This is a genomic window from Pseudoalteromonas sp. S8-8 (assembly GCF_000497875.1).
GTDB classification, from domain to species: Bacteria; Pseudomonadota; Gammaproteobacteria; order Enterobacterales; family Alteromonadaceae; genus Pseudoalteromonas; species Pseudoalteromonas arctica.
This window is the reverse complement of the sequence record NZ_AUTR01000019.1, coordinates 14,368-27,597: the sequence shown is the minus strand read 5'-3', so window position 1 is coordinate 27,597 and position 13,230 is coordinate 14,368. Positions and strand designations below refer to the sequence as shown.

Below are 13,230 nucleotides of genomic sequence, written 5' to 3'. Positions count from 1 at the left end.
ATATAGAATAAATCCGTTTAAGATATAATTAACCAAAGCAAATACTAATTAAGCCTACAATACATAACAGATAACGAATTTATTAATTTATACCTTGGTTTAAATACTTTGATACTACACGCTCACTTTTGGATTTATCTTACTAAATTTTAACTTTTTTATTTATTTTTAGAGGTTTATTGACTAACTTTTAAATTACTATCGTAACGTTACAAAAATAATAAAGGATGAACAAGTCACTCATGTTACAAAAAAGTCTTTCTAAGAAGCTACTGACTAGCGTTTTATCCGTCTATTTTTTGCTTACCTTTGTAGTGACCTGTGGACAAGTGCTTGCTGAATACGTCAATACTAAAGACTATATTCGCGATGAACTTAGTACCTTACAAAAAACCTTTAGTCGCAGCTTAACACGTGCAATTTGGGAGCTTAATACCAAGCAAACAATTACAACAGCAGAAGGTTTACTCGCCATCCCCATGATTGAAGGGATTATTGTTCGAGACGACAGCGGCGAAATTATTTCACAGCTAGGGCGATCTCTTGATATACACAAGCTATATAACCAACAGTTAGTACAAGAAGAGGTTATTTTAGAAGACGCAAAATCGGGTTTATTTGGTTATACCTTTCCACTTATTTTTGAATTTTCAGGTCGTGCTACTCAAGTTGGTGACGTTACCTTATTCTCAAGTCGAGAAGTTGTTTTTAGCCGCATTATGGTATCAATCTACTTTTTGATTGGTAATGCGATGATTAAAACCACCTTTTTGATCATCTTATTTTTAATGGCATTTAGAAAACTTCTTACAGACCCTTTAGCAGAACTCACTGAGCAACTAGAAAATTTAGAACTAGACGAGCTAGAAGGTCAACATATAGAGATAGAAACAGAAGAACATAATGAACTAAAAGTGATGGAGCAGTCATTTAACAAACTAATAGATAAAGTGGTTCAGTATAGAAAAGAGCTTGAACACACCCAAAAAGAACTCATTATAAGTAACGAAAAGCTTGATCAACACAACATACAACTTGAACAAGACGTAGCCCGTAAAACATCCAACTTAAGCCAAGCAATGATGGATTTACAGCAGCAAAAATACGAACTCGAAAAGCAAAAAATTGTCCTCACCGAAGAAGTAGACTTACGCCGCAGCACAGAGCAAGAGTTAATTACAAAGCAAACTGAATCTCAGCGCTATATAGAAGAGTTAAGCCTTGCACAGGAACGTTTACTAGGCACAGAAAAAATGGCTGCGCTAGGCGGACTTGTGGCAGGTATTACACACGATATAAATACCCCTATTGGGATAGGTGTAACGGCAATATCATTTTTACAAGAACGCTTAAATAAACTCGAAAATGCTTATACCGAAAAAACACTTTCGCCAAAAGCACTAGAAGAGTTCATTAACGAGGCAAAGCAAAGCACAAGCTTACTAACCACTAACTTAGATAGAGCTTCGGAGCTTATAGCTAGCTTTAAACAAATAGCGGTCGATCAAGCCAGTGAAGCAGTAAGAACCATTAACTTTAAAGATTACACTAACGAAGTAATACGCTCACTGCACCCAAAACTAAAAAAGACATCCCATACTATAAAATTAGAATGTCCTGATGATTTAGTTTTAAATCTACCTGCAGGGGCTATAAGCCAAATTTTTACTAACCTAATTATGAACTCACTTATTCATGGCTTTGAAGGTAAAAGCAACGGTGTAATGGATATTAAAATAAGCGCTGATGACACTAACTTAACTATTGATTACAAAGATGACGGTAACGGTGTTACCAACGAGCAATTAAAAAAATTATTTGACCCATTTTTTACTACCAAACGCGATGAAGGCGGTAGCGGATTAGGCACCCATATAATGCTTAATTTGGTCAAGCAAACCCTTAGTGGCTCTATTGATGCAACGAGTGAACCGGGCAAAGGTCTGCGTTACTATATTCAATTTCCGAAGAACATGGCTAAGCCACTGCCTATTTTTGATAAATATGAATAAATAAAAGTATATGCATTAAATTATTAGGGCGTGTTGTTCTTTGGTGGTTGAATTTACAGCAATATGTTTGGTTTTTAGGCAAGACAGAGCCTATGTAGTGTGGTTATTCCCCATAAATAGGCGACAACGCAGCATAAATACCAAACATGCGCTGCCCTCTGGGTTCTTTCTAGGGACGATTAACTCTTTGTTGCTCGGTTTTTACTTAGCCCACTAGGTTACAAATCTCGCGCCGCGATTTAATCGCCCCTAGATTGAACAAATTTCAATCCATAAAGTTCAACACGCCCTAGTAACAAATCAGTCATTTCGAGATGCTGTTTTTATTGCTATGATTGTACAAATTTTTCAAATGGATCAATTCCCCTATGTGGTTTAGTAACCTTATTTGTTACCGCTTTAAGCAAGACGTTTCATATACTCAAGAAGACTTTGATAAAGCATTAGAGCAAGATTTATTTCGCCCATGTACTGGTCAAGAGCTTGCAACATTTGGTTGGACAAAAGCGTTTGGAAAACATGGCGATACGCTATCGCATTTTTCTCAAAAAAGTATTCTAGTTTGCGCTAAACGCGAAGAAAAAGTGCTCCCTGCTTCTGTTATTAATGAACTAGTTGCTGAGAAAATTGATCTGATAGAAGCTGAAGAAAACCGCCCAGTTAAAAAGAAAGAAAAAGACGAATTAAAAGAAAACATTCTTCATACTCTTCTACCTCAAGCATTTAAAAAGTCGAGCTTACAATTTGCCTTTATCGACCAAGAAAACGGTTGGGTTGTTGTAAATAGTGGCAGCTTTAATAAAGCAGAAGAGCTACTAGCACTACTTCGTAAATCGTTAGGAACGCTTCCGGTTGTACCTGCGTTTGCTAACTACGACCTAGATGTATTTTTAACTGATTGGTTAACTAACTTTAGTACACCAGAAGGTTTTGCTATTGGCTCAGATGCTGAACTTGAAGAAGCAGACGACAGCGGCGCACAAGTAAAGCTTAAAGGTCATGATCTATCGTGTGATGAAGTTAAATCGCATTTAGAAAGTGGTAAACGCGTAACTAAACTTGCACTTGATTGGCAAGAGCGTCTTAAGTTTATGCTGCAAAACGATGGCTCTATCAAACGTTTAAGCTACTCTGAAACTCTAAAAGAAGAAAACGCAGATATTCCTAAAGAAGATATGGCTTTAAAACTTGATGCTGACTTTATTTTAGCTTCTGAAGAAATAAAGCAATTACTTGAAGAACTAACTGCAGGTTTAGGTGACGTTGAAGATTTAGAAAAAGCGTAAATACCATAGTGCCTACCTGCATAAATATTTAAGCAATTTAATGAATTAAATAGCATATGTAAGCAGGTTGGTATAACAGATAAAAATCCGATAGCAGTTTACTGCTATCGGATTTTTTTATGAAATTTAGAAGCACTTATTTATATCTTAACCGCTAACAGTATTTAGCTAACGATCGACGTATTAAAACCTAAAGTAATCATCTTTTAAGTAGGATATTACAGCATGGTTCAAAGGTTCATCGAGGTAAGTTATGTAGAGTGATATGAGATTATCTATATACGCTTCAAGCTGGACTGCACAAAAGCTGAAGTTTTTGATTTTAATTAAAACCATTAACTTACTTTGTGCAGATAACTTATTTTAGCTTTTAGCGTCTTCAACTTTAGGTTGGCGATATATTTTTATAATGTGGTATAAATTTACAAGCGACAATAAGCCGTTGGTAAAAATAACAGGCACTGCGCCAATGGCAACACCGTATGCAGTAAATACAATACAACCAAACATGTTGTACCAACGCAGTTTTACTACATCTGTCATTGTTAACGATGCAACCAATAAAGCTGATGCAATATAACCTAAATATTCCCAACTCAATTGTTCTCTCCTAGCCTTTAGGTTAGCATTACATGTACTGCTATCTTATGGCACTTGTAAGTATTGCAAAGTTACAACAAAATAAAAAAGCTAACCTGCTTAAAAAACCTGAAAAAGTTTGCCGGAAAATACCAGCAAATTCTTAAATCATTACACGGGAAATGAAGGTAAAATAATACTCTTAGCAAAGCTAATAATATTAGTAGCAAGTTAGCGTAAATTCTTAGTGTCTTAATGCTATCGTCATTAAGATGTAATAAATAGGACAAATGTCCGAAGAGCACATTGATGTTTCAATACCATTTTTCTAGTTACCTTGTTGATCAGCTTTTAACCTTTGCCGGTAGTAGCTATCAACAATCAAAAAAAGAAGTTCTGATCCATCAAGATCAGCCTTTAAGCAAGCTTGTGCTTGTACGCAGTGGCACTGTGTCGTTTAGTTACGACGTAGGTAATGGACGACGCCTGCTGTTAGGACAATTGGATTGTAACAACACCCTTATTGGTGAAATAGAAGCGCTAAATAATAATCCGTGTATTTATACGGTAACGTGCTTTAGCGATGTAACTTATAACCTTATTGAATTAAGGCATTGGCGTGCTCTACTGCTTGAAAAACCAGAACTAAGCTTATACACAGCACAAACTATTGCGGCTAAGTTTCAGGAAAACCAAAAAATCAATTTAGATAAGTTATTACTACCACTTAGCTATAACATAGCTAAAGATTGCTTACTAAGGGCCGAGAACAACAACCCTACGCTACTTAGAGCCTACCCAACTGTAAATGCTGAAGCCGAACGTTTTGCTACCACTGAGCGAGCTTACAGACGTGTTGTTACAGAACTCGTAGAAAAAGGCTTGGTACTTAGAAGTAACGATGGCTTGCAAGCAGTCGATATACCAAAACTAAGTGAATACGTAGATAGCTTTGCTCAGCTTTAAAATAAAAAAAGGCCTTAACGGCCTTTTTTTATTTATGCAAATTACTAATTACTTCTCTAGCAAAATGTCATGAATTTTCGCAAGATCAGATTTACCAGCAATAATTTCATCCGGTGTTAAACCCGATAATTCATGCGGGAACACTAACCACTCTTCAGATTCATGAATATAATAATCTGGAACAGTGTCCACTTTTGAGTTTTTTGGCTTGTAGTACGGGCATGCAATACGAATATCACGTGGCAAGTTTAAGCGCATAAGCTCTGAAAGCTTTTCTTTTAATGCAACAATACTACGACCTGAGTCAAATACATCATCAACAATTAATAATGAATCACCTGCATTTGCGTTCTCTACAATGTAATGTAAGCCGTGTACTTTAATTTCTTTCGACTGTTTACCAATACCGTAATAAGACGATGTACGTACTGCAATGTGGTCAGTCTCAATGCCTTTGTAATCGTAATATTCTTGAACAGCAATACCGATCGGTGCACCACCTCGCCAAATACCAATAATAAAATCAGGACGAAAGCCATCTTGGTATACTTGTGCCGCTACGCGGAACGAATCTTCAAGCAGCTGTTGAGCTGTGATGTAGCACTTATCTGACATAATTAGAAACCCCAGTGGTGGATATAAGATTTGAGCGCAGCTTAGAGTTAAGCAAAAATTAAACTCAAACAGGTATTGGCGACTGATTTTACCGTAAATGAAATAAAATTGCTTGCCTGTAAATTAAAAAATAGGCACCCAAGGGTGCCTATTTTTAGCGTAAAAAGCGTAATTTAGTAAATATTATGCTTTTTCTTGTAAAGTACGAGCAACTGTACGCATACCTTGAGTTGTTGCACCCGCTGCCCATTGACTTGTACTGCCCATGTTAAATGCAGCCGCTAAATCGATGTGTACCCAGCCTTTGCCATCGTTTGGCACAAAGCGCGATAAAAAGCCTGCAGCATTCGATGCACCGCCATAACCGCCACCTTTTTGCGCACGGCTATTCGCCGTATCAGCATAAGGAGATGGGCAGTTTTGTTGATGCCATTTTTCAAGAGGAAGTGGCCAAGCAGCTTCCATTTCTTGAGATGCAAAACTCTCAACTTCACGTACAAGTTCTTTATCAAGTGCAAATAATGCATTGTACTCTTGACCAACAGCAACAAGCGCTGCGCCAGTTAGTGTTGCTGCATCAATAATAAGTGGAGCGCCAGTCTCACCTGCGGCCATTAGGCCATCTGCAAGTACTAAGCGACCTTCAGCATCGGTGTTTACAATTTCAACTGTCGTGCCATTTTTATAAGTAAGAATATCACCTAATTTGTATGCATGACCCGAAATTAAGTTCTCAGCACAACATAAAAACAGTTTAATACGTTTTTCAATACCACGGTTAATAGCCAATGCTAAACCTGCAGTTACTGTTGCAGCGCCGCCCATGTCGCACTTCATACCAAGCATACCTTCGCTTGATTTAATTGAGTAACCACCTGAGTCAAACGTAATACCTTTACCTACAAGCGCTGCACTTACTGGTGCATTTTCGTCGCCTGTTGGGTTGTAATCAAGCTCAAGCAATACTGGCGGGCGAACACTACCGCGACCAACAGCATGAATACCAATCCACTGTTGCTCTAGTAACGCATCACCTTTAATAATTTGGTAACTTACATGCTCAGGCGCTAATGATTGAATAAACTCAGCTGCTTTTTCAGCAAGGCTTTCTGGGTAAATGTCATCGGCAGTCCCGTTAACCATTTCACGTGCCCAAATTGCTGACGTTTTTAAGTGAGCAAGTTCTTTAATATCTGATTGTGCGTTATCAACAAACTCAACACCATTTAACGATTTTGGTGTTACAAAGCCTTGATAAAAAGCCCACTGGCTTTCTGTACACCAAGCATCGCCTGCTAATTCAACGTTTTTAATACCTTGGATTGCAATAGTACGACCAGCTTTTTGAACATTTTTCAATGTTTCTTGCTCAGACAAATGAACAGTTGCACCGCGCTCATTAAAAGACAATGACGCATTATCGCCCCAATGACTCGCTGCTGCTTGTTCGCTTAGTTGAACAACAAATTTTTCACTCATGTTAGAATACCCTTGCACTTAAATGTGCCACCGAGTTTACTATAGAGCGCTTAAGTTCCCAACAGCTTGAGATAAATAACATAAACCACACTGCTGTGCAGTATTTACGCTTTGGAAGTTATCATGAAGTACACGCCAACTCTGCAACCTGCCACCTTATTAAAACGCTACAAACGCTTTTTAGCTGATTTACAATTAAGTGATGGCAGTGAATTTACCACCCACTGTGCTAATACGGGTAAAATGACGGGATGCGCAGAGCCGGGTTTTGCTGCTTTTTATTCAACAAGCGATAACGCAAAACGAAAATACCCGCATTCATTAGAGCTTACGCAAAATAACTTATCGCAGCTTATTTGTGTAAATACAGCAGTGGCTAATAAAGTAGTAGAAGAAGCAATAAACAATAATGTAATAAGCGAGCTACTCGACTACAGTCAATTGCAAAGCGAAGTAAAGTACGGCAGCGAAAACAGCAGAATCGACTTTTTGCTCACTGACGAAAATAAGCCTGATTGCTACGTAGAAGTTAAATCAGTCACATTATTAAGCGAAGATGCACCACAAAGCGGGCAAGGCTACTTTCCTGATGCGCAAACACTGCGCGGACAAAAACATATTCGCGAACTAATAGAAATGATCGAACAAGGCCACCGAGCAGTATTACTGTTCGCTGTTTTGCATGAAGGAATAAATACAGTAAGTGCAGCTGCGCATATTGATAAAAAATACGCCACGCTATTAAGCCAAGCAATAATAGCCGGCGTTGAAGTATTAGCATACAAGGCCACAATTTCTGCTAATGAAGTTTTACTTCATAAAAAAATAGTATTTGCACAATAGTGTATTAAACCAAGGGATTGAACTAAGCGTAATTTGCAAAATAAGCAAAGTACTCAAATTAAAAAAAGTTATACAAAGTGAATTATAAAAATTAACTTGTTTTTAAAGCTTTTGCCCACATAACAAGGCAAGTTTTAGAAAGCGAATATGTGAATTAATTAAAAGTGTAAATAGACTATTAATACACTTTTTACTCAGTAAGCATGGTTGAAGCTAATTCGATTAATTAAAAATAAATTTGCCTAGGATATAAGATTCTGTTATTTATACCGCCGGCTAATGCTGAGGCATTAAATTAAGGATTTAGGAGAGAGTTATGCCAGACCAAAAGAAACATGGTTTATTGGCTCAAGCCGGTTTAGAACCATACCAAGAAAAACCAGGCGAAGAGTACATGAATGATGCACAACGTGCTCATTTTAGAGCGATTTTAGAAACTTGGCGTAATGATTTACGTAACGAAGTTGATCGTACTAAATCACACATGCAAGACGAAGCTGCTAACTTTCCTGACCCAGTTGACCGCGCTGCACAAGAAGAAGAGTTCTCTTTAGAACTTCGTACTCGTGACCGCGAACGTAAATTAATCAAAAAAATTGAAAAAACAATTAATTTGATTAAAGAAGATGATTTTGGATTTTGTGAGTCTTGTGGCATCGAAATTGGCATACGTCGCTTAGAAGCACGTCCTACTGCCGATTTATGCGTAGACTGCAAAACACTTGCAGAAATCAAAGAAAAGCAATCTGGACGCGGCTAATTAATACTTATTAATTAGTTATGTCTCCTACAGCCGTTACTGCGCCTATGCGTAAATATCGCGGTCGTTTTGCACCGTCTCCTTCTGGGCCATTACATTTTGGCTCACTTGTAGCGGCTGTGGGTAGTTATCTAGATGCAAAAGCTAACCAAGGAGATTGGTTAGTTCGTATAGAAGACATTGACACTACGCGCGTGGTTAAAAACGCCGACTCCGATATTCTTAATACCTTACATGCCTACGCCCTTCACTGGGACGAACCTGTTGTATATCAAACGCAGCGTCTGCCTTTATACCAAGATATTACCCACTCACTTTTAAAACAAAACCTTGTTTATGGTTGCACCTGTACTCGCAAACAAATAAAAGCCATTGGCGGTATTTATCAGGGGCATTGCCAAACACTTAATCATAATACTCAATCCGGTGCGCTTCGCTTAGTTCAGCAACATCCAACGACTCAATTTAATGACTTAATTCAAGGTGATATAACGGTAAATAGCGCCCTTTCCCATGAAGATTACTTAATTAAACGCAGCGATGACTTATTTGCATATCAACTTGTTGTGGTCGTCGATGATATTGCTCAAGGGATTAATCGAATTGTAAGAGGTGCTGATTTAATTGAGCCAACCGCTCGGCAAATTAGTTTATTTAAACAACTCGATAGCCCTGTGCCTGAATTTGCTCATTTACCTTTAGCGGTTGCCAAGCCTGGTTTCAAATTGTCTAAACAAAATTATGCTCCTGCCATTAGCAAACAAAATCCAAAGCCTGCTTTAATTAGTGCATTTGAATTTTTAGGATTGCCTGTTATAGCTGATTTAATCGATTTAAATATTGAACAATTAATCGCTTGGGGAATTAAAAACTTTAGCTTAAAACAGGTACCACAAGTATCCGAAATACAAATTTCTCAGCATCCACGTAGTCAGAAAGTCCAATTTACACATTTAAGTAAATAAAATAGCTAAAAACGGCTTAATTTCAACACATCAACTTAATTTTTAAACCCTGCTGGTATATGATAGCCGCCTAAATATATGCTAATTACGTCAAACAGCTTGTACTGGGCTATAACCGCCCCATTTGCTGTAACTTTTGATTGCGATGCAGAGTCAATCACACCTTCTAGGAGACAGACTATTATTTCCAAGCTTTTTCAATTTTGCCGACAAATAATCGGCCCGAATACCAGTGCCGAAAGCGCTTCTGTAAGCAGTGAACCTATTGTTGTCACTCGTGGTGAGCATGGTATTTCTCGCAAACAATTTAGCCCAAATGCAATCAAAGTATTATACCGCTTAAAAGACGGTGGCTACGATGCCTACCTTGTTGGTGGTTGTATTCGCGATATATTGTTAGGCCAACAGCCAAAAGATTTTGACGTAGTTACTAATGCCACGCCAGATCAAGTAAAAAAACTATTTAGAAACTGTCGCCTTATTGGTCGTCGCTTTCGTTTAGCACATATTGTATTTGGCCGTGAAATTATTGAAGTGGCGACTATGCGTGGCCACCACGAAGCGCAAGAAGACAAAAATCAAATAAGCCAATCAAGCGATGAAGGCCAATTACTACGTGACAACGTATTTGGCAGTATTGAAGAAGATGCAGAACGCCGCGACTTTTCAATCAATGCACTTTATTACTCAATCAAAGATTTTAGTATTCACGATTACGCCAACGGCTTAGCGGCAATTAAAGCTAAACAAATTGAGCTAATCGGCGACCCTGAAACGCGTTACCGCGAAGACCCTGTTCGTATGTTACGTGCAGTTCGCTTTGCTACTAAACTTGATATGAGCATTGCGCCTAAAAGTGAAAAGCCAATTAGTGAGCTTGCAAGTTTGCTTGATAACATTCCGCCAGCACGTTTATTTGAAGAAATTCTTAAGCTGTTTTTAAATGGCAAGGCCGAAGCCAACTTTTTAATGCTGCGTAAATACGGCTTATTCCGCTCACTGTTTCCTGAGCTTGATAAAATCTTAGATAAAAACCCAAGTGGCTTAGAACACACGCTTATTCAGCAAATGTTTCAAAATACCGACAAACGTATTAATGCCGATAAAAAAGTAACACCAGCGTTTATTTTTGCCGCACTACTTTGGTTCCCGCTGCTTGAGCGTACTAAAAAGATTCAAAGCCAAGAGCAACTTGCAGAATACGATGCTTTCGCACAAGCAATGAATAAAGTACTAAGCGATAACTCACAACACATTGCGGTTCCTAAACGCTTTACTTTAGGTGCTCGCGATATTTGGCATATTCAGCACCGTTTGGATAAACGCGCAGGCCAACGTGCTTACAGACTAACGCAGCAACCTCGCTTTAAAGCCGCCTACGACTTTTTACTCTTACGCGTAGATGCAGGCGAAACACAGCATACTGAGCTTGCCCAGTGGTGGACACAATACTTAAGCCAAGATATAAACGGCCAAAAAGAGATGGTTAAAAACTTAGGCCATCAAGGTGGTCCTAAGCCGCGAAAGCGCCGTCGACCTACTAAAAAGCCAGCTGAGTAATAACATGCACTGTGTTTATTTGGGTTTAGGTGCCAACCTAAACTCACCAAAAGAGCAGCTTGATAACGCGGTAATCGCGCTTAAAAAGCTGCCTAATTGTGAATTTATAAACGTATCGCATTACTATGCAAGTAAGCCTATGGGCCCACAAGATCAACCAGACTATATCAATGCAGTAGCGTGCATTAAAACGACCCTTGAGCCAGAGCAATTACTTGATTTAACGCAACGAATTGAACTTGAGCATGGTCGAGTAAGAAAGGCTGAGCGTTGGGGTCCACGCACACTTGATATAGATACTCTATTATTTGATGATCAAATTATAAATACGGTGCGCTTAACTGTGCCTCATTATGGTTTGAATAATCGCGAGTTTGTGGTTTATCCACTATTAGAGCTTGCACCTGAACTTATTTTACCTAGCGGCATTGCATTAAAAACCATTGCAAATAATTTACCGCTCAACGACTTACAACAATTACCTCTGTAATTAACCTAGGCTTTTGCCTGCGAGGATATTATGTCTAAAATAACCGTTTCTACTTTAAATAAAATGAAAGCAGAAAATAACAAAATTACTGCATTAACAGCCTACGACGCTAGTTTTGCAAAGTTATTTCATGATAACGGCGTTGAAGTTATTTTAGTGGGCGACTCTTTGGGCATGGTACTACAAGGCGGCGATGACACCCTTGGCGTAACCAATCAAGATATTGCATATCATACCCGCTGTGTACGCGCTGGTAGCCGCGAATTATTTGTAATTGCTGACTTACCTTTTATGACCTACTCAAGCGTAAGTGATACTTGTAAAAATGCAGCTGAGCTTATGCGCGCTGGCGCAAACATGATTAAGCTTGAAGGCGGAGAATGGCTTTACGAGAGCATTAAAACGCTTACTCAACAAGGTATTCCAGTTTGCGGGCATTTAGGCCTTACACCACAGTCAGTACATGTATTTGGTGGCTTTAAAATACAAGGTCGCGAAGAAGACAAAGCACAAAAAATGATTGATGACGCAAAAGCACTAGAAGCTGCTGGCGCACAATTATTAGTACTTGAATGTATTCCAAGTGCACTGGCAAAACGCATTACAGACGCCCTAAGCATCCCAACAATTGGTATTGGTGCGGGCAGTTTAACTGACGGCCAAATACTGGTAATGCATGACCTTGTTGGTATTTCAGCAGGTTACATTCCTAAATTTTCTAAAAACTTTTTGCTCGAAACAGGCAATATGCCTGCAGCCGTTCAAAAGTATTGTACAGACGTTAAAAATGGCGCGTTTCCAAGCGCTGAACACGAGTTTAAATAATGCAGTCAATTACTGAAATCAGATCGTTACGTAGTCAAATTAAAGCATGGCGCCAAGCGGGTCTTAGCGTGGCACTTGTGCCAACAATGGGCAACTTGCACCGTGGGCATTTTTCGCTAGTAGAAAAAGCAAAAAACTTAGCCGATAAAGTCGTTGTGAGTATTTTTGTTAACCCAATGCAATTTGGTGCTAACGAAGATTTAGATAACTATCCTCGTACACTAAACGAAGATAAACAAGGCCTTGCAGAACTAGGCACTGATATTGTATTTACCCCAAGTGTAGAAACAATTTATCCAAATGGACTTGGCGCACAGAGCTTTGTAGATGTGCCTGATATTTCATTAGGTTACTGTGGTGGCTCACGTCCTGGTCACTTTAGAGGTGTTGCCACGGTAGTTACAAAATTATTTAACCTTGTACAACCCGATTACGCCTGCTTTGGTGAAAAAGATTTTCAGCAACTGCAAGTAATTAAAACCATGGCACGCGACCTATCAATTCCGGTTGAAGTTATTGGTGTACCTACAATGCGAGAAGTTTCTGGCCTTGCTATGAGCTCACGTAATGGTTACTTATCTGATGAGCAAAAAGCGACTGCAACCGTATTATTTAAAGCACTTAATACATGCGCTGAGCAACTTAAAAGCGGCGAAAAAGACTTCGTAAAACTTGAAAGCTTAGCTAAACAGAGCTTAGAGCAAGCTGGCCTAAAGCCAGACTATTTTGAGATTGCTCAACGAGATACATTAAAAACTGCTACAATCGAAGATACTCAATTTGTTATTTTAGCCGCAGCCTATTTTGGTGGTGTTAGATTGATCGACAATATTCAAGTCGAAATTTAATA

Annotated in this window: 13 protein-coding genes; 10 read left to right on the top strand and 3 right to left on the bottom strand. The window is 38.7% G+C overall.

The features are described from left to right. Positions 1-242 precede the first annotated feature (242 nt). Entirely contained in the window at positions 243-2,012 is a 1,770-nt protein-coding gene (locus tag L659_RS0104720) for a sensor histidine kinase (RefSeq protein ID WP_010554589.1), read from the top strand. 368 nt (positions 2,013-2,380) lie between these two features. Then, positions 2,381-3,298 carry a recombination-associated protein RdgC gene (gene rdgC / locus L659_RS0104715; protein ID WP_024589755.1) on the top strand — a complete coding sequence of 306 codons (918 nt, stop codon included), beginning with the start codon at positions 2,381-2,383 and terminating at the stop codon, positions 3,296-3,298. Between the two features lie 363 nt (positions 3,299-3,661). Here rdgC and L659_RS0104705 read toward each other — a convergent pair whose 3' ends face one another. Then, positions 3,662-3,898, bottom strand: coding sequence for a YgjV family protein (locus L659_RS0104705; RefSeq protein WP_002962663.1), 237 nt, complete (start codon positions 3,896-3,898; stop codon positions 3,662-3,664). 288 nt (positions 3,899-4,186) lie between these two features. Between L659_RS0104705 and L659_RS0104695 the strand changes: the two genes are divergently transcribed. Continuing rightward, the gene (locus tag L659_RS0104695; RefSeq protein WP_002962665.1) at positions 4,187-4,843 is read left to right on the top strand and encodes a Crp/Fnr family transcriptional regulator; all 657 of its coding nucleotides are present in this window, start codon (positions 4,187-4,189) and stop codon (positions 4,841-4,843) included. Positions 4,844-4,891: 48 nt separating this feature from the next. Here the strand turns inward: L659_RS0104695 and L659_RS0104690 are convergent, their stop codons facing one another. Both L659_RS0104690 and pepB read right to left on the bottom strand, forming a co-directional pair. Beyond that, the gene (locus L659_RS0104690; RefSeq protein ID WP_007377478.1) at positions 4,892-5,458 is read right to left on the bottom strand and encodes a phosphoribosyltransferase; all 567 of its coding nucleotides are present in this window, start codon (positions 5,456-5,458) and stop codon (positions 4,892-4,894) included. 183 nt (positions 5,459-5,641) lie between these two features. Then, positions 5,642-6,937 carry an aminopeptidase PepB gene (pepB, locus tag L659_RS0104685; RefSeq protein ID WP_024589754.1) on the bottom strand — a complete coding sequence of 432 codons (1,296 nt, stop codon included), beginning with the start codon at positions 6,935-6,937 and terminating at the stop codon, positions 5,642-5,644. 123 nt (positions 6,938-7,060) lie between these two features. On the opposite strand from pepB, the gene sfsA reads away from it, so the two are divergent. The 7 genes from sfsA (at position 7,061) to panC (ending at position 13,228) form a co-directional block, all read left to right on the top strand. Continuing rightward, positions 7,061-7,780, top strand: a complete 720-nt coding sequence (gene sfsA, locus L659_RS0104680; protein ID WP_024589753.1) for a DNA/RNA nuclease SfsA — start codon at positions 7,061-7,063, stop codon at positions 7,778-7,780. Positions 7,781-8,096: 316 nt separating this feature from the next. Further along, the gene (gene dksA, locus L659_RS0104675; protein WP_002962671.1) at positions 8,097-8,540 is read left to right on the top strand and encodes an RNA polymerase-binding protein DksA; all 444 of its coding nucleotides are present in this window, start codon (positions 8,097-8,099) and stop codon (positions 8,538-8,540) included. Between the two features lie 20 nt (positions 8,541-8,560). Then, positions 8,561-9,505: a tRNA glutamyl-Q(34) synthetase GluQRS gene (gluQRS, locus tag L659_RS0104670; RefSeq protein ID WP_024589752.1), complete on the top strand. Its 945-nt coding sequence runs from the start codon at positions 8,561-8,563 to the stop codon at positions 9,503-9,505. Positions 9,506-9,583: 78 nt separating this feature from the next. Beyond that, positions 9,584-11,065: a polynucleotide adenylyltransferase PcnB gene (gene pcnB, locus L659_RS0104665; protein ID WP_007587164.1), complete on the top strand. Its 1,482-nt coding sequence runs from the start codon at positions 9,584-9,586 to the stop codon at positions 11,063-11,065. Between the two features lie 4 nt (positions 11,066-11,069). Further along, positions 11,070-11,555: a 2-amino-4-hydroxy-6-hydroxymethyldihydropteridine diphosphokinase gene (gene folK, locus L659_RS0104660; RefSeq protein WP_007587165.1), complete on the top strand. Its 486-nt coding sequence runs from the start codon at positions 11,070-11,072 to the stop codon at positions 11,553-11,555. Between the two features lie 30 nt (positions 11,556-11,585). After that, positions 11,586-12,380, top strand: a complete 795-nt coding sequence (gene panB, locus L659_RS0104655) for a 3-methyl-2-oxobutanoate hydroxymethyltransferase (RefSeq protein WP_007587166.1) — start codon at positions 11,586-11,588, stop codon at positions 12,378-12,380. Beyond that, positions 12,380-13,228: a pantoate--beta-alanine ligase gene (gene panC, locus L659_RS0104650; RefSeq protein ID WP_007587167.1), complete on the top strand. Its 849-nt coding sequence runs from the start codon at positions 12,380-12,382 to the stop codon at positions 13,226-13,228. Before panB ends, panC begins: the two co-directional genes overlap by 1 nt. Positions 13,229-13,230: the final 2 nt, after the last annotated feature.